The sequence below is a fragment of the Micromonospora jinlongensis genome, from assembly GCF_013410645.1.
Taxonomy (GTDB): Bacteria; Actinomycetota; Actinomycetes; order Mycobacteriales; family Micromonosporaceae; genus Micromonospora; species Micromonospora zamorensis.
The window spans coordinates 2,981,617-3,004,317 of the sequence record NZ_JACCHK010000001.1 but is presented as its reverse complement, the minus strand read 5'-3'; the positions used below and the strand labels follow the sequence as shown (position 1 = coordinate 3,004,317).

Sequence of the window (22,701 nt, the reverse complement as noted above, 5' to 3'; positions counted from 1 at the left end):
GGATCACCCGGTGAAGTGCGGTTGTAGCGTCAGCGCCCATGAGCTGGCTGCCCGACGATTTCGTCCACCCCGTCCACGTGCCCGTGCCCGGCACCACGCTTCACCTGCGGCCGATCCGGGAGGCGGACACCGCGCTCGACTACCCCGCGGTGATGGGCTCCCGGGAGCGCCTGTGGGAGATCTTCGGTCCGGCCTGGGCGTGGCCCAACGAGAAGATGACCTACGAAGAGGACCGCATCGACCTGCTGCGGCACGAGATCGAGATAGCCGCGCACCAGTCCTTCAACTACGCGCTGCTGAACGCGGACGAGACGGCGATCCTGGGCTGCGTCTACGTCGATCCGCCCGAGCGCACCGGCTCGGACGGCGAGGTCTCCTGGTGGGTGGTGGACGACCTTGTCGGCGGCGAGGCGGAGCGCGCACTCGACGCGCTGGTGCCGCAGTGGATCGCCGCCGACTGGCCCTTTCGACAGCCCCGTTATCTGGGCCGCGACATCGCCTGGCAGGAGTGGCTCGCGTTGCCGCGCGCCTCGTGACGCGTAGGTGGGCTCGCGCCCGCCGAGCGAGCCTGCGTCATCGTGACCTCACCCCGCACCCAGGCGCGGGCGTGCTCGATCGCTTCCCGCGGTCGAGGGTCGTCCGGCCGAACCGACTCGAACTGGTGCAGGACGTGCTCCGCGCAGGACGCCGCCCACAGGGCGAGGAGGTGGTGATCCGGATCGGTGAGGCTCCCACCGCGGCGAAGCGTGATGAAGCGCGGGTCCCGCACCTTCGGGAGGATCATGGCTGGGACGTCCTCCAGGCCGAGCCGGTGTCCCCGGGGGCAGCCTCTGGCCTGGGCCGGAGGCTGGTGGAGCGGGGCGACGGGAATCGAACCCGCGTAGTCAGTTTGGAAGGACGAAGATCACGGCCGACACGGACCTGGTGAGGCAGGCCAGTCGGAGGAGGTGGGGACCCTTCGTGCCCGCTGGTGACCGCCGGAGGTACGGGCTACTCGTACGTGGATGGCACGGCGAGCTGCCCATTGATCACGTTGCCCGCCCCGCGTAGTTTCGTCCTTGTGGCTTACGGGGATGCTACGGCGACCGATGTCCGATCTCGGCGTTGGTTGCCATTGGTGCTCAAGCTGTCCGGCCTGGCGCTTGTGGTCGCGGTCACGGTGGCAGTGACTCTGCTGGCTGTCGACAGACGCAGAGAAGCGGACGCACGCGATGGGGTGCAATGGTGCCACCAAAAGGTCATCCAGCGGGCACTGGAGGACCAGAAGGCCACCGAATCAGCTGAGGTCCGGTTCCTGGGAGAACAGTTTGTCATCGGCCAGAACGATGCCGGACGACCCGGCATCGAGGTTGACGGTGCCGTGTCGATCGCCGGGGTGGAGTCACGTTACTCGTGCGCCCGGGAGTACACGGACGGCACTGGCCGCCTGACGGTGCACTGGGCCAATGAAAGGACTGGACAGGGCTAGCTGTGGCAGTGATCGGACGGCAGGCAAGCGGATCTCCTCGTCGACTCGGTGGGACTGGCTGGCTTTCACTTCCACGACCTACGCCGTACCGACAACACCCTCGCCGCCGCCTCTGGGGCCAGCACCCGAGAGCTGATGCACCGCCAGGGACACGCGACCATGCGGGCGGCCCTGATCTACCAACACGCCACCGGCGAGCGGGACCGTGAGATCGCCCAGGCGATGGACCGCGGCATCGCCGGAAGTGCACGCCGCCGGCCATGAATGGCACGCGGATGGCACGCGGATGGCACCCAAGATCCAGAGCGGGGGAGAAACGAACGGCCCAGGTACCGCGATCATGCGGTCCACCTGGGCCTTCGTGTGTGGAGCGGGCGACGGGAATCGAACCCGCGTAGTCAGTTTGGAAGACTGAAGCTCTACCATTGAGCTACGCCCGCGTGCACCCACCTGAGCGGGTCGCGCCGACAGCGTACCCAATGGCTGTGCCCGGCGCGTAGCCACGCCACCGCCTGACGCGCCGCGTCGTCCCGGCGCCGCGTGGCCACCCCCGAAGATCCGGGTTTCGGGGGATCTGTCCGGGTGGGGGATGCCCCGGCACCGCCTGAGGCGCGGCGACGGCATAGACTGCTCGTCGCCACGGGGTGTGGCGCAGCTTGGTAGCGCACTCGCTTTGGGAGCGAGGGGCCGTGGGTTCAAATCCCGCCACCCCGACTGTCGTCCGCGGCCGGGCCGCCCCGGGTGCCGCCCAGTGCGGTCCCGGGCGATGCCGGAGCGTCAGGCCGGCTCGCCTACACTCGATGGGCTGAATCACGCCCAGACTCAACTGAGATCCGTCAAGGAGTACGCCTGTGAAGAGCACCGTCGAGACTCTGAGCCCGACGCGCGTGCGGCTCGCCATCGAGGTGCCGTTCGTCGAGCTCGAGCCGAGCCTCAAGAAGGCGTACCGGGAGATCGGTTCGCAGGTCCAGGTCCCGGGTTTTCGCCGGGGCAAGGTGCCGACCGCGGTGATCGACCAGCGGGTGGGCCGGGGCACCGTCCTCAACGAGGCGGTCCAGGAGGCCATCCCGGAGAACATCCTCGCCGCCGTGCGTGAGCACGACCTCAAGACGCTGGGGCGTCCCGAGGTCGAGATCACCGAGTTCAACGACGGTGACTCGCTGAACTTCACCGCCGAGGTCGACGTCCGGCCCGAGATCACCATCCCGGACACGAGCACCATCGAGGTGACCGTCGACGAGCTGCAGATCGACGAGAGCGAGATCGACGAGCAGGTGAAGAACCTGCGGGAGCGCTTCGCGACCCTCAAGACCGTCGAGCGGGCCGCCGCCGAGGGTGACTTCGTCCAGATCGACCTGAACGCCACCGTCGACGGCGAGGACGTGCCGGGTGGCCAGGCGAGCAACATCTCCCACGAGGTGGGCAGCAAGCAGCTCCTGCCGGGCCTGGACGAGGCCGTGGTCGGCCTCTCCGCCGGCGAGGAAACCACCTTCACCACCCAGCTGGTCGGCGGCGACTTCGCCGGTCGCGACGCCGACGTGGCGGTGACCGTACGCACGGTCAAGGAGAAGGAGCTGCCCGAGCTGAACGACGAGTTCGCCCAGATGGCGAGCGAGTTCGACACCATCGAGGAGCTGCGCGGCGACCTGCGGGCGCGGGTAACCCAGGGCAAGCAGGTCGAGCAGATCTACGCCGCTCGGGACAAGGCCCTGGCGCAGCTCGTCGAGGCTGCCGAGATCCCGGCCCCGGAGGGTGTCGTCCGCGAGGAGGTCGAGAGCCGCAAGCAGGCGATGGTCGACCAGCTCGAGCGGATCGGCGCCTCCATGGAGGAATACCTCGCGGCTGAGGACAAGACCGAGGAGCAGATCGACGCCGAGCTGACCGAGGCGGCGACCGAGGGCGTCAAGGTCCAGCTCCTGCTGGACACGCTGGCCGACGCCGAGGACGTCCAGGTCTCCGACGACGAGTTCGGTCACGAGATCGTGCACCGGGCGCAGCGCGCCGGGATGGCTCCCCAGCAGTACTACGACCAGCTGGTGCGCTCCGGCGCCGCCGCTGCGGTCTTCGGCGACGTGCGGCGGGGCAAGGCGCTCGCCGCTGTCATGGAGCGCATCACGATCAAGGACGAGGCCGGCAACCCCGTCAGCCTCGACGCGCTGCGCGCCGCCAACGAGGCCGAGCACAACCACTGATCGTCGGGTGCGGCCGCCGTCCGCCGCTGCGCGGTGGATGGCGGCCGTTTCCCTTTCCGGGGTACGGCCCGGAAGCCCGCGCCGCGGGTACGCCCGACACAGCTGCGCTGAGAGCGAACAGTGCCCCGACCGGGACTCTGCCGCCCCGCACAGCGGTTAGTGTCGGGAAAGACGGTACGGAGAGCGAAGGGCTGCCATGACCGACATGCACATCCCCAAGAAGTCGCTCCGGGCGATTGACGCGCGCGGTGGCGACTCCATTGGCAACCTCGACGACTCGGTCTACAACCGGTTGCTCAAGGAGCGCATCATCTTCCTGGGCAGTGAGGTGACCGACCAGGTCGCCAACCGCATCTGCGCGCAGCTGCTGCTGCTCGCCGCGGAGGACCCGGACCGCGACATCAACCTGTGGATCAACTCGCCGGGTGGCTCGGTCTACTCCGGCATGGCGATCTACGACACCATGCAGTTCATCGACAACGACGTGTCGACCGTGGCGATGGGCATGGCTGCCTCGATGGGTCAGCTGCTGCTCTGCGCGGGCACCAAGGGCAAGCGGTACGCCCTGCCCCACGCCCGGATCATGATGCACCAGCCGTCCGGTGGCCTGGGCGGCACGGCGTCCGACATCGCCATCCAGGCGGAGCAGATGCTTTACACGAAGCGGATGTTCCAGGAGCGGGTCGCGCACCACACCGGCCAAGACCAGTCGCAGATCGAGGCGGACTCGGACCGGGACCGTTGGTTCACCGCCCAGGAGGCCATGGACTACGGCTTCATCGACAAGGTGATCATCGGGGCCGCACAGGTTCCGGATGGCGCCGGGACCCTGAGCTGAGGAGCTGACGATGACCGATCTGAGCCTGCCGCCCCAGTTCGCGGCCGTGCACAACCGCTACGTGCTGCCGTCGTTCGTCGAGCGCACGTCGTACGGGGTCAAGGAGTCGAACCCGTACAACAAGCTCTTCGAGGACCGGATCATCTTCCTCGGCGTCCAGGTGGACGACGCGTCGGCCAACGACGTGATGGCCCAGCTGCTGACGCTCGAGGGCACTGACCCGGACCGCGACATCATCATGTACATCAACTCGCCGGGTGGCTCGTTCACCGCGATGACGGCGATCTACGACACCATGCAGTACGTCCGTCCGGACATCCAGACCGTCTGCCTCGGGCAGGCCGCCAGCGCGGCGGCGGTGCTGCTGTCGGCGGGCACCGCGGGTAAGCGGATGGCTCTTCCGAACTCGCGGATCATCATCCACCAGCCGGCCACCGAGGGCGGCTACGGGCAGGGCTCGGACATCGAGATCCAGGCCCGGGAGATCCTGCGGATGCGTACGCAGCTGGAGGACATGCTGTCCCGCCACTGCAACCGCCCGATCGAGCAGGTTCGCAAGGACATCGACCGTGACAAGATCATGACGGCCGAGGAGTCCAAGGAGTACGGGCTGGTCGACACGATCCTGACCAGCCGCAAGAAGGGTCTGCTGGCGACCCACTCCGCCAGCTGAGCAGTACCGGGTCAGAGGTTGGCCGGGGCTTTCGTTCCCGGCCGACCTCTGACACACCCGTTTTGGGGGTCGGAGAATGCCCCGCCAGCGGGTAACGTCGGGTCCGTACCGCTTCGCCGGTCGGCCGGCGGGGCGAACCAAGCCGGGCGGCGCGCAGCGTCCGCAGGTCAGGGCCGGGTCTCCGGCCGATGAGTGCAGGGAGAACGTAGGTGGCACGGATCGGTGACGGCGGCGACCTACTGAAATGCTCCTTCTGCGGCAAGTCGCAGAAGCAGGTCAAGAAGCTCATCGCAGGCCCAGGGGTCTACATCTGCGACGAGTGCATCGATCTCTGTAACGAGATCATCGAAGAGGAGCTGGCCGAGTCCGGCGAGGTGAAGTGGGAAGAGCTTCCCAAGCCGATGGAGATCTGCCAGTTCCTCGACAACTACGTCGTGGGGCAGGATCAGGCCAAGAAGGCCCTTGCGGTCGCGGTCTACAACCACTACAAGCGGATCCAGGCCGAGGCGGCCAACGCGCCAGGCTCCGGCAATGATGCCGTCGAGCTGGCGAAGTCCAACATCCTGCTGCTCGGCCCGACGGGGTGCGGCAAGACCCACCTGGCGCAGACCCTCGCCCGGATGTTGAACGTCCCGTTCGCCATCGCCGATGCCACGGCGCTGACCGAGGCGGGTTACGTCGGCGAGGACGTGGAAAACATCCTGCTCAAGCTGATCCAGGCCGCGGACTACGACATCAAGCGCGCCGAGACCGGCATCATCTACATCGACGAGGTCGACAAGATCGCCCGCAAGTCGGAGAATCCGTCGATCACGCGTGACGTTTCCGGTGAGGGCGTGCAGCAGGCTCTGCTCAAGATGCTCGAGGGCACGGTGGCGAACGTGCCGCCGCAGGGTGGTCGGAAGCACCCGCACCAGGAGTTCATTCAGATCGACACCACCAACGTGCTGTTCATCTGCGGTGGCGCGTTCGCGGGCCTGGATCAGATCATCGAGTCCCGCACCGGGCAGGGTGGCACCGGCTTCGGTGCCCGGCTCCGGTCGGTGTCCGATCGGTCGACCGACGACATCTTCAGCCAGGTCATGCCGGAAGACATGCTCAAGTTCGGGTTGATCCCCGAGTTCGTGGGCCGGCTGCCGGTGATCACCAACGTGCGCAGTCTGGACCGCAGCGCCCTCGTGCGCATCCTCACCGAGCCGCGCAACGCGCTGGTCCGGCAATACCAGCGCCTGTTCGAGCTGGACGGGGTCGAGTTGGAGTTCGACGAGCCGGCACTGGAGGCGATCGCCGACCAGGCGATGCTGCGGGGCACCGGTGCCCGTGGTCTGCGCGCCATCATCGAGGAGGTTCTGCTCTCCGCGATGTTCGAGGTGCCCAGCAACCCCGACGCCGCCCGGGTGTTGATCACCCGCGAGGTGGTCCTGGAAAACGTCAACCCGACGATCGTTCCGCGCGAGTTCACCGGGCGCCGTGCCCGGCGGGACCGCGAGGAGAAGTCGGCCTGATCCTCCCCAAGTCACGCCGGCCGCTCACTCCTGACGCGGCCGGCGTGATCGCGTTCGGCGGTCCCATTCGCCCGACCGGGTGACCACCACCATCTTCAGCCGGGCCGGTTCGCCGCTGTCGTCACGCTGACTCCGGGGGGAAGCGTTCCGTCGCGCCGACTCGCTCGCTCTGTCCACGGTGTCGCGGCTCCCCAATGTCGCGCTGCCGGCCGTACTGGCGCTGTCGGTGCCCTGGCCCCCGACCGCCGGCGATGCTGTCCACGCCGGCACTCCCGCCGTACCCTGTGGTCATGCGTGTCGCCGTCTGCCAGCTGAACGCCCGGGACGACCGCAAGGCCAACCTGGCCGCCGCCGAGGTCCTGCTGGAACGCGCCGCCGCCGGCGGCGCGGACCTGGCCGTCCTGCCGGAGTACGTCGACTACCTCGGCCCCGCCGCCGGGTTGCCGGCATCGGAACCGGTGGACGGGGAGGTCGGCAACTTCTTCGCCGGGGTCGCCCGACGGCTCGGCATCTGGGTGGTGGCCGGCTCCTTCCACGAGGCCGGCCCGGACCCGGAGCACACCTGGAACACGTCGCTGGTCTTCGACCGCTCCGGCGCCCTGGCCGCGAGCTACCGCAAAATCCATCTGTACGACGTGGAGATCCCCGGTCGGGTCTCCTACCGGGAGTCCGCGAGCGTGGCGCCGGGCGTGCAACCGGTGGTGGTGGACGTCGAGGGCCTGCGGGTCGGCCTGTCGATCTGCTACGACCTGCGCTTCCCGGAGCTCTACCGGCTGCTCGCCACCGATGGCGGCGCACAACTGCTGGTGGTCCCCGCGGCATTCATGATGCACACCGGGCGGGACCATTGGGAGGTCCTGCTACGGGCCCGGGCAATCGAGAACCAGTGCTTCGTGGCGGCGGCTGGCCAGACCGGCGACCACGAGCCAGGTCGCACCTGCTTCGGGCGCAGCATGGTGGTCGACCCGTGGGGGACGGTCCTCGGCCAGGTGTCGGACGGCCCAGGTGTGTCCGTCGTCGACCTGGACCTCGACCGCCTTGCCGCAATCCGGGCCGAGCTGCCCAGTCTGGCCAACCGCCGGCTCTAACCCTCCAGCAGGACGCCGATCACCGCGAACCCGGCGATGGCCGCAGCGGTGACCAGCAGCGCGGTGGTCATCCGGGACTTGCCCCGTCGGGCCAGCCGTCCCACCGAGAGCACCAGGACGACCAGCACGACCGCACCGATCACCACCTGCCAGAACGGCAGGAGGAGGCCCAGTAGCGCCTCCTCGGCGAACACCCTGGTGCCCAGCCCGGACTCATCCATGTCTGACACTCTGGCACGTCGGGACAGCCCGCGTCCCCAGGCTGCGCCGGGTGCCGTCGCGCCCCGGTCGGTCAAACCAGTGATGAACCCTGATTTGCCTTCTCCGGGCCGTCCGCGTAACTTTCTCTCTGCACGGGGAACGCCGGACAAACCGGCGGAGAACGGGCACCGGGCTCGTGGCGGGAACGCCGAGCGAGACCGAGGATCGGGCGGTGCGGAACACTCCGGATACGGGGTTGCGAACGCGAAGCCGACCGGGTAGGGTTTTGAAGCCGGCAGGAGCCGGGCGGAGAGCCGCGACGCGGCGATCGGCCGGTCTGCGGCTTCCCACGACAGTAACGACCGCCGGTCACGGCGTGCGTCATCGTGGATCCGGACGAACCAGGTTGATCACCTCGGATACGAGGTTGACAACGAAAGTTCGACCAAGTAAGTTTGAGCGGTTGCCCCGAAACGGGGTTCCACTGAGGTGGGGCTTCTGGTCGGTGTGTGGTTGTTCTTTGAGAACTCAACAGGGTGCTTGTAAAGCCAGTGCCAATTATGATTTATACCCCGGACTGGTCAGTTTTTGCTGGCTGGTTGGGATTCCTTTGGCAACATTTGTTTGTTGCCGGGATAGCTGTTCAACTAATTTTTTGTTGGAGAGTTTGATCCTGGCTCAGGACGAACGCTGGCGGCGTGCTTAACACATGCAAGTCGAGCGGAAAGGCCCTTCGGGGTACTCGAGCGGCGAACGGGTGAGTAACACGTGAGCAACCTGCCCCAAGCTTTGGGATAACCCTCGGAAACGGGGGCTAATACCGAATAGGACTTCCGGCCGCATGGCTGGGGGTGGAAAGTTTTTCGGCTTGGGATGGGCTCGCGGCCTATCAGCTTGTTGGTGGGGTGATGGCCTACCAAGGCGACGACGGGTAGCCGGCCTGAGAGGGCGACCGGCCACACTGGGACTGAGACACGGCCCAGACTCCTACGGGAGGCAGCAGTGGGGAATATTGCACAATGGGCGGAAGCCTGATGCAGCGACGCCGCGTGAGGGATGACGGCCTTCGGGTTGTAAACCTCTTTCAGCAGGGACGAAGCGAGAGTGACGGTACCTGCAGAAGAAGCACCGGCCAACTACGTGCCAGCAGCCGCGGTAAGACGTAGGGTGCGAGCGTTGTCCGGATTTATTGGGCGTAAAGAGCTCGTAGGCGGCTTGTCGCGTCGACCGTGAAAACTTGGGGCTCAACCCCAAGCCTGCGGTCGATACGGGCAGGCTAGAGTTCGGTAGGGGAGACTGGAATTCCTGGTGTAGCGGTGAAATGCGCAGATATCAGGAGGAACACCGGTGGCGAAGGCGGGTCTCTGGGCCGATACTGACGCTGAGGAGCGAAAGCGTGGGGAGCGAACAGGATTAGATACCCTGGTAGTCCACGCTGTAAACGTTGGGCGCTAGGTGTGGGGGACCTCTCCGGTTTCCTGTGCCGCAGCTAACGCATTAAGCGCCCCGCCTGGGGAGTACGGCCGCAAGGCTAAAACTCAAAGGAATTGACGGGGGCCCGCACAAGCGGCGGAGCATGCGGATTAATTCGATGCAACGCGAAGAACCTTACCTGGGTTTGACATGGCCGCAAAACTCGCAGAGATGTGAGGTCCTTCGGGGGCGGTCACAGGTGGTGCATGGCTGTCGTCAGCTCGTGTCGTGAGATGTTGGGTTAAGTCCCGCAACGAGCGCAACCCTCGTTCGATGTTGCCAGCGCGTTATGGCGGGGACTCATCGAAGACTGCCGGGGTCAACTCGGAGGAAGGTGGGGATGACGTCAAGTCATCATGCCCCTTATGTCCAGGGCTTCACGCATGCTACAATGGCCGGTACAATGGGCTGCGATACCGCGAGGTGGAGCGAATCCCAAAAAGCCGGTCTCAGTTCGGATCGGGGTCTGCAACTCGACCCCGTGAAGTCGGAGTCGCTAGTAATCGCAGATCAGCAACGCTGCGGTGAATACGTTCCCGGGCCTTGTACACACCGCCCGTCACGTCACGAAAGTCGGCAACACCCGAAGCCGGTGGCCCAACCCTTGTGGAGGGAGCCGTCGAAGGTGGGGCTGGCGATTGGGACGAAGTCGTAACAAGGTAGCCGTACCGGAAGGTGCGGCTGGATCACCTCCTTTCTAAGGAGCACCTTCACCTGAAAGGGTGCAAGGAGCCCGCGGCCCACGGATGTTGGGTCGGGGTGCTCAGATGGCGGAGACACTGGCAAGTTTTCCCTCGGCAACGGCCGGGTTCCTTCTAGTACAGCCGCTCTTGGGTGGTGGGAACGAAGTCCCTGGTGCGGCTGAGGAAGAATGTGAGCACCCTGTTGGGTCCTGAAAGAACAACCATCGTGTTGTTGTTTCAGAGACTTGGCCGGCCTCCTGTGTGGGGGCTGGAAGTCTGCCAGGCATGGCCTGGCCCCATATACCGCCAACTGTTGTTGGTTTGGTGTGGGGCGGATCGGGTTGTGGGTTGGTCGTTTGTTGAGAATTGCACAGTGGACGCGAGCATCTTTGTGGTCAAGTTGTCAAGGGCGAACGGTGAATGCCTTGGCACCAGGAGCCGATGAAGGACGTGGGAGGCCGCGATAGGCCTGGGGGAGCTGTCAACCAAGCTGTGATCCCAGGGTGTCCGAATGGGGAAACCTGGCACCAGTCATGTGGTGTCACCCACACCTGAACACATAGGGTGTGTGGAGGGAACGCGGGGAAGTGAAACATCTCAGTACCCGTAGGAAGAGAAAACAATTTAGTGATTCCGTGAGTAGTGGCGAGCGAAAGCGGATCGAGGCTAAACCGGCTGCGTGTGATACCTGTCAGGGGTTGCGTGGTCGGGGTTGTGGGACCCTGCTGAACAAGCTGACACTTGTTCGAGAAGTTACAAAGTTAGTGGCTAGTCGAACAGTCTGGAATGGCTGACCGTAGACGGTGAAAGTCCGGTAGGTGAAAGTTGCTGACCTTCTGTGGGTGTTCCCGAGTAGCGGCGGACCCCTGAAATCTGCCGTGAATCTGCCAGGACCACCTGGTAAGCCTAAATACTTCCTGGTGACCGATAGCGGACAAGTACCGTGAGGGAATGGTGAAAAGTACCCCGGGAGGGGAGTGAAATAGTACCTGAAACCGTTCGCCTACAATCCGTCGGAGCCTTGCGGGGTGACGGCGTGCCTTTTGAAGAATGAGCCTGCGAGTTAGTGGCATGTGGCGAGGTTAACCCGTGTGGGGGAGCCGTAGCGAAAGCGAGTCTGAATAGGGCGATTCAGTCGCGTGTCCTAGACCCGAAGCGGAGTGATCTAGCCATGGGCAGGCTGAAGCGCGGGTAAGACCGCGTGGAGGGCCGAACCCACCAATGTTGAAAAATTGGGGGATGACCTGTGGTTAGGGGTGAAAGGCCAATCAAACTCCGTGATAGCTGGTTCTCCCCGAAATGCATTTAGGTGCAGCGTCGCGTGTTTCTTGCCGGAGGTAGAGCACTGGATGGTCTAGGGGGCCCACAAGCTTACCGAAATCAGCCAAACTCCGAATGCCGGTAAGTGAGAGCGCGGCAGTGAGACTGCGGGGGATAAGCTTCGTAGTCGAGAGGGAAACAGCCCAGATCACCAGCTAAGGCCCCTAAGCGTGTGCTAAGTGGAAAAGGATGTGGGGTCGCATAGACAACCAGGAGGTTGGCTTAGAAGCAGCCACCCTTTAAAGAGTGCGTAATAGCTCACTGGTCAAGTGGTTCCGCGCCGACAATGTAGCGGGGCTCAAGCACACCGCCGAAGCTGTGGCATTCACATTTAACCTCGCTTGGACTTGATTCCTTGTGCAGGTGTGTGGATGGGTAGGGGAGCGTCGTGCCGCGAGTGAAGCAGCGGGGTGACCCAGTTGTGGACGCGGCACGAGTGAGAATGCAGGCATGAGTAGCGAAAGAAGGGTGAGAAACCCTTCCGCCGGATGACCAAGGGTTCCAGGGCCAGGCTAATCCGCCCTGGGTGAGTCGGGACCTAAGGCGAGGCCGAGAGGCGTAGTCGATGGACAACGGGTTGATATTCCCGTACCCGCGAAAGAGCGTCCCTGATGAACCTCGTTGTGCTAACCACCCGAACTGGCTGATGTCTTCGGACGGATGTTGGGGAGCGTGGGAACCTGATGGGTAGTAGTCAAGCGATGGGGTGACGCAGGAAGGTAGCTGAGCCCGGCCGGTGGTTGTGCCGGGGTAAGCGTGTAGGCCGTGTTGTAGGCAAATCCGCAACACATATAGGCTGAGACGTGATGCCGAGCCGATTCAGGTGAAGTCAGTGATCCTATGCTGCCGAGAAAAGCCTCTAGCGAGTTCTTAGCGGCCCGTACCCCAAACCGACACAGGTGGTCAGGTAGAGAATACCGAGGCGATCGGGCGAACTGTGGTTAAGGAACTCGGCAAATTGCCCCCGTAACTTAGGGAGAAGGGGGGCCGGAGACGTGAAGCCCCGCGCGGGTGGAGCGTTGTATGGCCGCAGAGAGCAGGGGGAAGCGACTGTTTACTAAAAACACAGGTCCATGCGAAGAAGTAATTCGATGTATATGGACTGACGCCTGCCCGGTGCTGGAACGTTAAGGGGACCTGTTAGCTCTTCGGGGCGAAGCGGAGAACTTAAGCGCCAGTAAACGGCGGTGGTAACTATAACCATCCTAAGGTAGCGAAATTCCTTGTCGGGTAAGTTCCGACCTGCACGAATGGCGTAACGACTTCCCCACTGTCTCAACCACAGGCCCGGCGAAATTGCAGTACGAGTAAAGATGCTCGTTACGCGCGGCAGGACGGAAAGACCCCGGGACCTTTACTATAGCTTGACATTGGTACTCGAATTAGCTTGTGTAGGATAGGTGGGAGCCGGTGAAGTCCATACGCCAGTATGGGTGGAGGCAATCTTGAAATACCACTCTGGTTGATTTGGGTATCTAACTTCGGACCGTTATCCGGTTCAGGGACAGTGTCTGGTGGGTAGTTTAACTGGGGCGGTTGCCTCCTAAAAGGTAACGGAGGCGCCCAAAGGTTCCCTCAGCCTGGTTGGCAATCAGGTGTTGAGTGCAAGTACACAAGGGAGCTTGACTGTGAGACTGACAGGTCGAGCAGGGACGAAAGTCGGGACTAGTGATCCGGCACTTGCGAGTGGAAGCGGTGTCGCTCAACGGATAAAAGGTACCCCGGGGATAACAGGCTGATCTTCCCCAAGAGTCCATATCGACGGGATGGTTTGGCACCTCGATGTCGGCTCGTCGCATCCTGGGGCTGTAGCAGGTCCCAAGGGTTGGGCTGTTCGCCCATTAAAGCGGTACGCGAGCTGGGTTTAGAACGTCGTGAGACAGTTCGGTCCCTATCCGCCGTGCGCGTAGGATACTTGAGAAGGGCTGTCCCTAGTACGAGAGGACCGGGACGGACGAACCTCTGGTGTGCCAGTTGTCCTGCCAAGGGCACGGCTGGTTAGCTACGTTCGGAAGGGATAACCGCTGAAAGCATCTAAGCGGGAAGCCTGCTTCAAGATGAGGTATCCCACCCCACTTTGTGGGGGTAAGGCCCCCAGCTAGACGACTGGGTTGATAGGCCGGAAATGTAAGCCCGGTAACGGGTTCAGTTGACCGGTACTAATAGGCCGAGGACTTGACTACTAAGCTGCTACGCGTCCACTGTGCAACTCTCGATAAACGAACAACAGACCACACACGTGTTGGTGTTGGTGTTGTTTGACATGTCGATAGAGTTACGGCGGTCATGGCGGAGGGGAAACGCCCGGTTACATTCCGAACCCGGAAGCTAAGCCCTCCAGCGCCGATGGTACTGCACTCGTGAGGGTGTGGGAGAGTAGGACGCCGCCGGACAATCTTTCCAGAAAGGGTCACCCGTTATCGGGTGGCCCTTTCTGCGTTTACCCTGAGCCTCAGTTGTTCGACTCGGGAACACCCAAACCGCGGTGGCCGCGGCCGCTCGACACCCCAGATATCAGGAAAACCGAGTCGATCATCGGGATCTGGGCGCCAGCGGTCCCGCGCCAGGCACGTGCGGCCGGTGGGGCGCGTCAGCCCCGGGTCTGCATGCCGTTGCGGAGGTTACGCAGCAGGCCGCCGGCGTCGCCGACCGACCGTCCCGGGAACATTGCCATCACCACGCTGCCGTGGTCGGCCCAGCCGCAGACCGCGAAGTCTCCGCCCTCGCCGCTGGTGCTGCCGCACTTCATCACGCCGCCCAGGTCACCGGCGGGCAGCTCGCGGAGGCCGCTCACCGCACCGGTCTCGTCCGACATGAGGCGGAAGAGACTGTCCAGGTCCCGTTCCGGCTGCCACAGCAGTGTGGTGCCCCCGAAGATGAGCACCGAGCGCTTGTCGTCCGCCGGGTCCCGGTAGACGGTGCCGAAGCTGCGGTCCAGTTCGATATCCGCCGCCAGGCCGCTGCGCAGGTAGTCGGCGGTGCTCTTCGCCCGTTCACTGTCGTCTCGGGTCAGACCCGCGACCTGGTCGGGCGACGTCAGCTGGGTGTCCTTCTGCTGTGCGATCCGCCACCCACCGACACCCAGCACCCCGGCGCCAGCGAGGCCGACCACCAGGGCGGCCGTCCAAGCGATCTTGCGCCGGCGGGACCAGCCGCCCGACCGCTCGTCCGGGTCGCCACCGGAGTCGCGGGTGCTCAGCTGGATCGGTTCTTCGGTCAGCTCGACCGGCTCGCGACCGCCGTCGAGCGAACGCTCGGTGAGATGTGCGTCGGACATAGCCGACACCGTACGCGAACCACAGGTGGCGCACGTCAGGTCTGCGGAAGCCCTCCGTAGACTTGTCAGGTGACCGAGAGACTGGATGCCCACCGCCCCGCAGCCCCGACCCTTGCCGGCCAGTACCAGCCCGGCGAGGTAGAGCAGCGACGGTACGAGCAGTGGGTGGCCGACGGGCACTTCCGGGCGTCCGCCGACAGCGACAAGCCCCCCTTCACGATCGTCATCCCGCCGCCGAACGTCACCGGCTCGCTGCACATGGGCCACGCGTTCGAGCACACGCTCATGGACGCCTTGACCCGGCGTAAGCGGATGCAGGGCTTCGAGGCGCTGTGGCTGCCCGGCATGGACCACGCCGGCATCGCCACCCAGAATCTGGTGGAGCGCCAGCTCGCCGCCGAGGGCCTGTCCCGGCACGATCTCGGCCGGGAAAAGTTCGTCGAGCGGGTCTGGCAGTGGAAGGCCGAGTCCGGTGGGGCGATCCTCGGGCAGATGCGGCGCCTGGGTGACTCCGTCGACTGGGACCGTGAGCGCTTCACCATGGACGAGGGGCTGACCCGCGCCGTCCAGACGATCTTCAAGAAGCTCTTCGACGAGGGGCTCATCTACCGGGCCAACCGGATCATCAACTGGTGCCCGCGCTGCCTCACCGCCCTCTCCGACATCGAGGTCGAGCACACCGACGACGACGGTGAGCTGATCTCCATCCGTTACAGCGACGAGGTCGTGGTGGCCACCACCCGGGCCGAGACGATGCTGGGCGACACCGCCGTGGCGGTGCACCCGGACGACGAGCGCTACCAGCACCTGATCGGCACCGAGGTCGAGCTGCCGCTCACCGGCCGTCGCATCCCGATCGTCGCCGACGCGCACGTCGACCCGTCGTTCGGCACCGGCATGGTCAAGGTGACCCCGGCACACGACCCCAACGACTTCGAGATCGGCCAACGCCACGACCTGCCCGCGCTCACCGTCATGGACGAGCGCGGGGTGATCACCGTGCCCGGCCCGTTCGAGGGGCTGGACCGGTTCGAGGCGCGGCCCGCGATCGTGGCCGCACTGCGCGAGCAGGGCCGGATCGTGGCCGAGAAGCGGCCGTACGTGCACGCGGTCGGGCACTGCTCGCGGTGCAAGACGACCGTCGAGCCGCGGCTGTCGTTGCAGTGGTTCGTCAACACCGCCCCGCTGGCCCAGGCCGCCGGTGACGCGGTGCGCGACGGGCGGGTCCGCATCGAGCCGGCCGAGCTGGCCAAGCGCTACTTCGCCTGGGTCGACAACATGCACGACTGGTGCATCTCCCGCCAGCTCTGGTGGGGGCACCGGATCCCGGTCTGGTACGGCCCACAGGGCGAGATCGTCTGCGTCGGCCCGGACGAGCAGCCGCCGACCGGCGACGGCTGGCGGCAGGACGAGGACGTCCTGGACACCTGGTTCTCCAGCGCGCTCTGGCCGTTCTCCACCCTCGGCTGGCCGGAGCAGACCCCGGACCTGGCCAAGTTCTACCCGACCAGCGTCCTCGTCACCGGCTACGACATCCTCTTCTTCTGGGTCGCCCGGATGATGATGTTCGGCCTGTACGCGATGGACGGCAAGCAGCCGTTCGACGTGGTGGCCCTGCACGGCATGGTGCGCGACGAGCACGGCAAGAAGATGTCCAAGTCGTTCGGCAACGTCGTCGACCCGCTGGACTGGATCGACCGGTTCGGGGCCGACGCCACCCGGTTCACGCTGGCTCGTGGCGCCAACCCCGGGCAGGACGTCCCGGTCAGCGAGGAGTGGTGCCAGGGCTCGCGTAACTTCTGCAACAAGCTCTGGAACGCCACCCGCTTCGCCCTGATGAACGGTGCGCACACCACTGGCGACCTGCCGCCCGTCGAGCAGCTCTCCACCGTCGACCGGTGGATCCTGTCCCGGCTGGCGCACGTCACCGCCGAGGTCGACGAGCAGTTCGAGGCGTACGAGTTCGCCAAGGTGTGTGACCTGCTCTACCACTTCGCCTGGGACGACGTCTGCGACTGGTACGTCGAGCTGAGCAAGCCGGTGCTCGGCGAGGGCGGTGAGCGGGCCGAGGCGAGCCGCCGGGTGCTCGGGCACGTGCTGGACCAGCTGCTGCGGCTGCTGCACCCGGTCATCCCGTTCGTCACCGAGGAGCTGTGGCTCGCGCTGACCGGCGGCGAGACGGTGCAGAAGGCCGCCTGGCCGGTGGCCGACCGTGCGCTGATCGACGACGCCGCCGAGGCCGAGCTGCTCAGTGTGCAGCGGGTGGTCACCGAGATCCGCCGGTTCCGTTCCGACCAGGGGCTGCGTCCGACGCAGCGGGTGGCCGCCCGGCTGGACGGGCTGACCGGTGCGGGCATCGCCGCCCACGAGCCGCTGATCCGTTCGCTGGTCCGGCTGGACCCGGCCGGGGACGACTTCCAGGCCAGCGCCACGCTGGCCATGCCCGGCGCCGTCGGTGTCGCGTTGGACACCCGGGGGTCGATCGACCTGGCCGCCGAGCGGGCCCGGCTGACGAAGGACCGCGCCGCCGCCGAGAAGGAGGTCGCGCAGGCCCGGGCGAAGCTCGACAACCCCGCCTTCATCGGCAAGGCCCCCGAGCCGGTGGTCGCGAAGATCCGCGACCGGCTCGCCACCGCCGAGGCCGACCTGGTCCGGATCGACGCTGCTCTGGAGACACTTTCCTCGTGACCGACCGTACCGAATTCGCCGCCGTCGAGGCCGAGCTGAACGCCCGCGGCTTCACCCGCATGGTCTTCGAGCTGGACCGGATCGAGTCGCTGCTCGACCTGCTCGGCAGCCCGCAGCGGGCGTACCCGGCGATCCACCTGACCGGCACCAACGGCAAGACCTCCACCGCGCGGATGATCGACTCACTGTTGCGGGCGCACGGGCTGCACACCGGGCGATACACCAGCCCGCACCTGGAGACCGTCCGGGAGCGGATCAGCCTGGACGGGGAGCCGGTCAGCGAGGAGCGGTTCGCGTCGGTGTACCGGGAGATCAAGCCACTGGCCGAGCTGATCGACGCCCGGTCCGACGAGCCGCTGACGTACTTCGACATGACCACCGCGCTGGCGTTCGCCACGTTCGCCGACGCGCCGGTCGACATCGCGGTGGTCGAGGTGGGCCTCGGCGGTGCCGAGGACGCCACCAACGTCCTCCAGGCGGGGGTCTGCGTGATCACCCCGATCGGCCTGGACCACACCGAGTGGCTCGGCGACACCATTCAGGACATCGCGCTGGCGAAGGCCGGCATCATCCACCCGGGCGCCACCGTCATCGTGGCGGCGCAGGACGAGGAGGCGGCAGGCCCCCTCCTCGACCGGTGCGCCGAGGTCGGGGCCACCATCGCGCGGGAGGGCGGCGAGTTCGGCGTCCTCAGCCGGGCGGTCGCCGTCGGCGGCCAGGTGCTCAGCCTCCAGGGCCTGGGCGGCGTCTACGACGACGTGTTCATTCCGCTGCACGGGGCCCACCAGGCGCAGAACGCCGCGGTGGCGCTCGCCGCCGTGGAGGCGTTCCTGGGCGCCGGGAGTCGCCGGCAGCTCGACGTCGAGACGGTCCGGGAGGGCTTCTCCTCGACCAGTTCCCCGGGTCGGCTGGAGCGGGTGCGCAACGCCCCGACCATCCTGCTGGACGGTGCGCACAACCCGCACGGCATGGCCGCCACCGTCACCGCGCTCCAGGAGGAGTTCGCGTTCAGCAAGTTGGTGGCGGTCGTCGGCGTCCTCGCCGACAAGGACGCGGAAGGGCTGTTGGAGCTGCTGGAGCCGGTAATCGACCAGCTGGTGGTCACCCGCAACAGCTCGCCACGGGCGATGCCCACGGACGACCTCGCCGCGCTGGCCGCCGAGATCTTCGGTGAGGAGCGGGTGTCGACGGCCGAGGAGATGCCGGACGCGATCGAGCTGGCGGTGGCGCTGGCCGAGGAGGACGTCCCCGGTGAGCTCAGCGGGGTCGGGGTGCTCGTCACCGGTTCAGTGGTGACGGTCGCCGACGCCCGCCGGCTGCTGAAGCGATGACCGGCCCGGAGCGGGACCCGCACGCCACCAACGACCCCACCGACCAGGCTGCGGCCGGTGCGCCGGCTGATCAGGCCCCGGCCGGCTCGCCGGCCGATCGACCCGAGGATGGGCCCGTCGCCGGGCAGCCGCGGCGTTCCGGGTTGCGCAACCCGGAGGCGGCGGTACGCGGCCTGGGTGCGGGAACCCTCGGGTTGGAGGCGCTGGTGCTGTTGCTGGCGATCCAGCCGGTCCGGGTGGTCGGCGGTGACCTGAGCGGCGCCGCGATCGGTGTCGTGGTGGCACTGGCGGTGGCTGCGATCGTGCTCGCCGGCATGATGCGCCGACCGTGGGCATGGAATGCCGGCACGGTGCTCCAGGGCCTGCTGATGCTGGGCGGCCTGCTGCACTGGTCGCTGCTCGGACTGGGCATCATCTTCGCCCTGGTCTGGGCGTACGCGCTGCACGTCCGCCGGGTCATCCTCGGCTGACGGCCGACAGTCGGCCGTCAGCCCGAGGCGGACCGGGCCGGATCAGGCGTCGGCGCGTTCACGCCACTGGGTGAGGGCGATGCCGTGGCCGTCCGGGTCACGGAACGCCGCCGCCCACACCTCCAGCTTCGTGCCCCGGTTGACCACCCGGGGCGCGTACGTGAAGCGGACGCCCGACCCGCGTAGCCGCTCGTACGCCGCTTCGATGTCGTTCACCTCGAGGTTGACGTGCACCAGTCGGCGGCTGATCGGCGCCGCCCCGGTCACCTCGCGCAGGACGAGCCGGGTCGCGCCGGAGGCGAGGATGGCGTTGTGGGCGCCCTGGTCGACCTCGGTGAAGCCCAGCACGTCGCGGTAGAAGCCGAGCGAGCGGGACAGGTCGGTCACCAGCAGGGTGAGACCCACCCCACTGATCGGCGCGGTCGGATCCGCGGCCGCGTCCGAGTCGAACCCGAAGATCGCCTGGTCCAACTCCTCGTCGGTGACCGTCTCGCGGCCCGCCCTGGCCGGGGCGGGGTCGTCCAGCGGGAGGTCGAGGGGGTCCAGTGGGTCGGTCGCTCCCGGCCCGGAACGCTGTGCGGGCGGCGGGTCGACGCGTTGCGCGCTGAGCGGCTCGAGGGGGTCACCGGGGGGTGGGGTTGCCCGGTCGTCCTCCGGCAGGTCGAACCGGTCGGCGTCGGGTTCGTCGAAGCGCTCCTCAACGGGTGAGCGTGGTGCCGGGGTGGCCCGCCGGGGCAGCCCACCACTGGCCTGCTGCTCGACGAGGACGCCCTCCAGCACCACCGGGCCGCCCGGGCTCTGGTGCATCACCACGGGCTCGCGCTCCTCGGGCACGACGCCCGGGTCGTCGCGCAGGGGGTCGTCGCGCAGGGGGTCGGTGCGCAGGTGATCGCTGCGTACCGGGTCGGGGCCGAGCGGGTCGCGGAACGGGTCGCCGAGCGGGTCGCGGAGGTCGTCCCGGAAATCGTCGTCCGGCCCACGGTCGGCCCATGGCGGGGCGTCCTGCTGGATCAACACCTCGTCCACCGCGTCGACGTCGGCGAACTCCGGCGGGAGGTCGGCGACGGCGGCGGCCGTCTCGGCGTGGGTCGGCACCTCGTCCCAGAGGACCTTGACGTGCCGCTGGTCGTCGAGCGCGACCCGGATCGGCAGGGTCTGGCCCAGCGACGGCCACTTCGAGACCGGCACCCGTGGTTCGATGATCTTCTTGGATCGCGGTGGCAGGCCGGGCGCGTCGATCACCAGTTGGAGTTCGCAGCGGCCGAACGCGTACTGGGTGGGTGGTTCGGAGGCGCTGTGCACGTGGCCGACGCCGACCACCCAGGTGCGCCCGCCGCCGCGTACGGTCGCCAGCGCGATCGCCAGCACCAGCAGGGCGACCCCGAGAGCCACGATGGCCCAACTGGTCATGCCCAGCCCGAAGAGGACGACGAACGTGGCCACGGTGCCCAGCACCGTGCCGATCAGTTTGCGTACCGGCGCGATGGGCCGGCTCCCGCCATTCGCCACAGTGGACCTCCCGGGGGTCAGGGCCAGGCTAGGCCGGATCGGCCACCGGGGGAAAGACCGGCCGCCGCGCCGGCGCCGGGACCGGGTCGCTAGGCTGACCGTACCGATCTCGAGCGTTCAACGCGTACAGGAGGAACCCAGCGTGTCCAGCAACAGCCCGGATGAGCGCAGCCTCGTTCTGATCAAGCCCGACGCGGTCCGCCGCGGCCTGGTCGGCGAGGTCCTCTCCCGCTTCGAGCGCAAGGGGCTGCGGATCGACGCGATGGCGCACCGGACGATGGACGCGGCGCTCGCCGACGAGCACTACGCCGAGCACGTCGACAAGGCGTTCTACCCGCCGCTGAAGGACTTCATGACCGGCGGCCCGCTGGTTGCCCTGGTGCTCTCCGGCGACCAGGTCATCGACGTGGTCCGCGGTCTGGTCGGCGCCACCGACGGGCGCAAGGCCGCTGCCGGCACCATCCGGGGAGACCTGTCGCTGTCCAACCGGGAGAACCTGGTGCACGCCTCCGACTCGACGGACAGCGCCAAGCGCGAGATCGCGCTCTGGTTCCCCGAGCTCGGCTGACCAGGGGTCGTCGACACGGGGCTCGCGGGCGGCGGGTTCAGTCGACCGACGGCAGTTTCGCCGGGTTGCCCACCACGTAGACCCCGGTGATCTGGCCGTCGGCCGCCGTGACGGTCAACGTGTAGCGGCTGCCGTCCGCGCGGACGAGCAGGGCGCCGGGTTCGCCGTTCAGCTCCAGCCGACGCAGCGTCCAGCCCCGGCTTCCCGGACCGTAGATCCCGGCGAAGAAGCGGGCGATCCGGTCCGCCCCGGTGACCGGGTTGCGGGCGGCCCGCGCCCGGCCGCCTCCGTCGTTCCACGCCGTGGCGTCCCTGGCGACCAGCCCGGTCAGTGTCGCCAGGTCACCGTCACGGGCGGCGGCGAGGAACGCGTCCAGCAACCGCTCCCGCTCCGAGCGGGTGGCGGTGAACCGTCGCTGCTCCTGGCGTACCCGGGCGGCCGCCCGGTGGTGAAGCTGCCGACAGTCCTCGGGGGTCCGGTCCAGGATCTCGGCGATCTCGGCGTACGGCAGGTCGAACGCGGTGTGCAGGACGTACACCGCCCGCTCCGGCGGGGTGAGCCGCTCCAGCACGTGCAGCAGGGCGGTGGACAGCGAGTCGCGCAGCTCCGCGCGGTCCAACGGCCCGAACGGCGAGGGCTCGGTGGGCACCGGCTCGGGCAGCCACGGCCCGACGTACGTCTCGCGGGTCGCCTGGCGGGCCCGCAGCCGGTCCAGGGCCAGCCGGGTGACGACCCGGGACAGGTAGCGGCGCGGCTCGGCCACCGTCGAGCGGTCCACGCCCAGCCAGCGCAGGTACGCCTCCTGGAGCACGTCCTCGGCGTCGTGCCGGCTGCCGAGCAGGCGGTACGCCAGCCCGAGCAGCATCGGCCGGTGCACCTGGAGCGCACCGGCCGCCTCTGCCGCCTCGCTGGTCACACCTGCGCCGGAGGCTCCAGGCGCATCGTCACCCCGATCCGGTTCCACACGTTGATTGTGGCGATCGCGAAGACCAGGTCCGCCAGTTCCTTCTCCGACCAGACCTTCGCGGCGGTGTCCCACACCTCGTCCGGCACGCCGTGCTCGCCGAGTTCGGTGACCGCGTCGGTGAGCGCCAGCGCGGCGCGCTCCCGCTCGTCGAAGAAGGGCGCCTCCCGCCAGGCGGCGACAGCGAACAGTCGACGGCTCGCCTCGCCCTTGGCGAGAGCGTCCCGGCTGTGCATGTCCACGCAGTACGCGCACCCGTTGATCATCGACGCGCGCAGCTTGATCAGCTCCAGCACGGTGTGGTCGACGTTCGTCTGGACGTACTTCTCCAACCCCATGACTGCCTGGTACGCCTGCGGCGCCACCTTGCTCGGGTTCATCCGTTGCACGGCTACCTCCCTGATCGGTCCGACACCGTGACGACGGACCGGCCGGGGTGAGGTGTGACAACCG

At 66.9% G+C, this 22,701-nt stretch carries 18 protein-coding genes, 2 tRNA genes and 3 rRNA genes; 16 read left to right on the top strand and 7 right to left on the bottom strand.

Translation table 11 applies throughout. From position 1 onward, the window contains the following. The first annotated feature begins 38 nt into the window (after positions 1–38). Positions 39–536, top strand: coding sequence for a GNAT family N-acetyltransferase (locus tag HNR22_RS12995; RefSeq protein WP_179780588.1), 498 nt, complete (start codon positions 39–41; stop codon positions 534–536). On the opposite strand, the gene HNR22_RS31850 is transcribed toward HNR22_RS12995, so the two are convergent. Further along, positions 479–784 (bottom strand): putative immunity protein, encoded by a 306-nt coding sequence (locus HNR22_RS31850; protein ID WP_425488053.1) that lies wholly within the window; start codon positions 782–784, stop codon positions 479–481. The two genes, HNR22_RS12995 and HNR22_RS31850, sit on opposite strands and share 58 nt — an antisense overlap. Before the next feature lie 333 nt (positions 785–1,117). On the opposite strand from HNR22_RS31850, the gene HNR22_RS12990 reads away from it, so the two are divergent. Then, positions 1,118–1,468, top strand: coding sequence for a hypothetical protein (locus HNR22_RS12990; protein ID WP_179780587.1), 351 nt, complete (start codon positions 1,118–1,120; stop codon positions 1,466–1,468). A gap of 48 nt (positions 1,469–1,516) precedes the next feature. Further along, positions 1,517–1,732 (top strand): hypothetical protein, encoded by a 216-nt coding sequence (locus tag HNR22_RS12985; RefSeq protein ID WP_179780586.1) that lies wholly within the window; start codon positions 1,517–1,519, stop codon positions 1,730–1,732. 102 nt (positions 1,733–1,834) lie between these two features. On the opposite strand, the gene HNR22_RS12980 is transcribed toward HNR22_RS12985, so the two are convergent. Continuing rightward, positions 1,835–1,908: transfer RNA gene (locus HNR22_RS12980), tRNA-Gly, on the bottom strand. Positions 1,909–2,108: 200 nt separating this feature from the next. On the opposite strand from HNR22_RS12980, the gene HNR22_RS12975 reads away from it, so the two are divergent. From HNR22_RS12975 to HNR22_RS12950, 6 genes are all read left to right on the top strand, one after another. Beyond that, positions 2,109–2,182 (top strand) — tRNA-Pro (locus tag HNR22_RS12975). 137 nt (positions 2,183–2,319) lie between these two features. After that, the gene (gene tig, locus HNR22_RS12970; protein WP_179780585.1) at positions 2,320–3,660 is read left to right on the top strand and encodes a trigger factor; all 1,341 of its coding nucleotides are present in this window, start codon (positions 2,320–2,322) and stop codon (positions 3,658–3,660) included. Between the two features lie 196 nt (positions 3,661–3,856). Then, on the top strand, positions 3,857–4,498 hold the full coding sequence (locus tag HNR22_RS12965) for an ATP-dependent Clp protease proteolytic subunit (protein WP_088988027.1): 642 nt from the start codon (positions 3,857–3,859) through the stop codon (positions 4,496–4,498). Between the two features lie 10 nt (positions 4,499–4,508). Further along, positions 4,509–5,171, top strand: coding sequence for an ATP-dependent Clp protease proteolytic subunit (locus HNR22_RS12960; RefSeq protein ID WP_007464109.1), 663 nt, complete (start codon positions 4,509–4,511; stop codon positions 5,169–5,171). Positions 5,172–5,380: 209 nt separating this feature from the next. Then, positions 5,381–6,676 (top strand): ATP-dependent Clp protease ATP-binding subunit ClpX, encoded by a 1,296-nt coding sequence (clpX, locus tag HNR22_RS12955; RefSeq protein WP_088949750.1) that lies wholly within the window; start codon positions 5,381–5,383, stop codon positions 6,674–6,676. Between the two features lie 290 nt (positions 6,677–6,966). Next, complete coding sequence (locus HNR22_RS12950; RefSeq protein WP_179780584.1) at positions 6,967–7,764, top strand: carbon-nitrogen hydrolase family protein; 798 nt, start codon at positions 6,967–6,969, stop codon at positions 7,762–7,764. On the opposite strand, the gene HNR22_RS12945 is transcribed toward HNR22_RS12950, so the two are convergent. Next, the gene (locus HNR22_RS12945) at positions 7,761–7,985 is read right to left on the bottom strand and encodes a hypothetical protein (RefSeq protein WP_088949748.1); all 225 of its coding nucleotides are present in this window, start codon (positions 7,983–7,985) and stop codon (positions 7,761–7,763) included. The two genes, HNR22_RS12950 and HNR22_RS12945, sit on opposite strands and share 4 nt — an antisense overlap. A 635-nt stretch (positions 7,986–8,620) precedes the next feature. On the opposite strand from HNR22_RS12945, the gene HNR22_RS12940 reads away from it, so the two are divergent. The 3 genes from HNR22_RS12940 to rrf all read left to right on the top strand — a co-directional run bounded on the left by HNR22_RS12940 (position 8,621) and on the right by rrf (position 13,834). Continuing rightward, positions 8,621–10,135 (top strand): 16S ribosomal RNA (locus HNR22_RS12940). A gap of 379 nt (positions 10,136–10,514) precedes the next feature. Beyond that, positions 10,515–13,624 (top strand): 23S ribosomal RNA (locus tag HNR22_RS12935). 93 nt (positions 13,625–13,717) lie between these two features. Continuing rightward, a 5S ribosomal RNA gene (rrf, locus tag HNR22_RS12930) occupies positions 13,718–13,834 on the top strand. Together the 16S, 23S and 5S rRNA genes form the textbook arrangement of a ribosomal RNA operon. Before the next feature lie 197 nt (positions 13,835–14,031). Here the strand turns inward: rrf and HNR22_RS12925 are convergent. Continuing rightward, a complete protein-coding gene (locus HNR22_RS12925; RefSeq protein WP_179780583.1) occupies positions 14,032–14,718 on the bottom strand; it encodes a hypothetical protein in 687 nt (228 codons plus the stop codon). A 69-nt stretch (positions 14,719–14,787) separates the two neighbouring features. Between HNR22_RS12925 and HNR22_RS12920 the strand changes: the two genes are divergently transcribed. The 3 genes from HNR22_RS12920 to HNR22_RS12910 are packed head-to-tail and all read left to right on the top strand — an operon-like array spanning position 14,788 to position 19,207. After that, entirely contained in the window at positions 14,788–17,406 is a 2,619-nt protein-coding gene (locus HNR22_RS12920; RefSeq protein ID WP_179780582.1) for a valine--tRNA ligase, read from the top strand. Further along, the gene (locus HNR22_RS12915; protein ID WP_179780581.1) at positions 17,403–18,737 is read left to right on the top strand and encodes a glutamate ligase domain-containing protein; all 1,335 of its coding nucleotides are present in this window, start codon (positions 17,403–17,405) and stop codon (positions 18,735–18,737) included. Before HNR22_RS12920 ends, HNR22_RS12915 begins: the two co-directional genes overlap by 4 nt. Continuing rightward, positions 18,734–19,207 carry a DUF4233 domain-containing protein gene (locus tag HNR22_RS12910; protein WP_179780580.1) on the top strand — a complete coding sequence of 158 codons (474 nt, stop codon included), beginning with the start codon at positions 18,734–18,736 and terminating at the stop codon, positions 19,205–19,207. The genes HNR22_RS12915 and HNR22_RS12910 overlap by 4 nt, the downstream gene beginning before the upstream one ends. Positions 19,208–19,249: 42 nt before the next feature. Here HNR22_RS12910 and HNR22_RS12905 read toward each other — a convergent pair whose 3' ends face one another. Next, the gene (locus HNR22_RS12905; RefSeq protein ID WP_179780579.1) at positions 19,250–20,716 is read right to left on the bottom strand and encodes a VOC family protein; all 1,467 of its coding nucleotides are present in this window, start codon (positions 20,714–20,716) and stop codon (positions 19,250–19,252) included. A gap of 142 nt (positions 20,717–20,858) precedes the next feature. On the opposite strand from HNR22_RS12905, the gene ndk reads away from it, so the two are divergent. After that, positions 20,859–21,284, top strand: coding sequence for a nucleoside-diphosphate kinase (ndk, locus tag HNR22_RS12900; protein WP_088949743.1), 426 nt, complete (start codon positions 20,859–20,861; stop codon positions 21,282–21,284). Between the two features lie 37 nt (positions 21,285–21,321). Here the strand turns inward: ndk and sigJ are convergent, their stop codons facing one another. Both sigJ and HNR22_RS12890 read right to left on the bottom strand, forming a co-directional pair. After that, positions 21,322–22,200, bottom strand: a complete 879-nt coding sequence (sigJ, locus tag HNR22_RS12895) for an RNA polymerase sigma factor SigJ (protein WP_179780578.1) — start codon at positions 22,198–22,200, stop codon at positions 21,322–21,324. Next, the gene (locus HNR22_RS12890; RefSeq protein ID WP_218906371.1) at positions 22,197–22,628 is read right to left on the bottom strand and encodes a carboxymuconolactone decarboxylase family protein; all 432 of its coding nucleotides are present in this window, start codon (positions 22,626–22,628) and stop codon (positions 22,197–22,199) included. The genes sigJ and HNR22_RS12890 overlap by 4 nt, the downstream gene beginning before the upstream one ends. Positions 22,629–22,701 lie beyond the last annotated feature (73 nt).

Bases quoted from the DNA above. Each gene is read 5' to 3' on its own strand.
- HNR22_RS12995 (WP_179780588.1), top strand. From the start codon at position 39: ATGAGCTGGCTGCCCGACGATTTCGTCCACCCCGTCCACGTGCCCGTG.
- HNR22_RS31850 (WP_425488053.1), bottom strand. From the start codon at position 784: ATGATCCTCCCGAAGGTGCGGGACCCGCGCTTCATCACGCTTCGCCGC.
- HNR22_RS12965 (WP_088988027.1), top strand. From the start codon at position 3,857: ATGACCGACATGCACATCCCCAAGAAGTCGCTCCGGGCGATTGACGCG.
- HNR22_RS12960 (WP_007464109.1), top strand. From the start codon at position 4,509: ATGACCGATCTGAGCCTGCCGCCCCAGTTCGCGGCCGTGCACAACCGC.
- HNR22_RS12950 (WP_179780584.1), top strand. From the start codon at position 6,967: ATGCGTGTCGCCGTCTGCCAGCTGAACGCCCGGGACGACCGCAAGGCC.
- HNR22_RS12945 (WP_088949748.1), bottom strand. From the start codon at position 7,985: ATGGATGAGTCCGGGCTGGGCACCAGGGTGTTCGCCGAGGAGGCGCTA.
- HNR22_RS12925 (WP_179780583.1), bottom strand. From the start codon at position 14,718: ATGTCCGACGCACATCTCACCGAGCGTTCGCTCGACGGCGGTCGCGAG.
- HNR22_RS12910 (WP_179780580.1), top strand. From the start codon at position 18,734: ATGACCGGCCCGGAGCGGGACCCGCACGCCACCAACGACCCCACCGAC.
- HNR22_RS12890 (WP_218906371.1), bottom strand. From the start codon at position 22,628: ATGAACCCGAGCAAGGTGGCGCCGCAGGCGTACCAGGCAGTCATGGGG.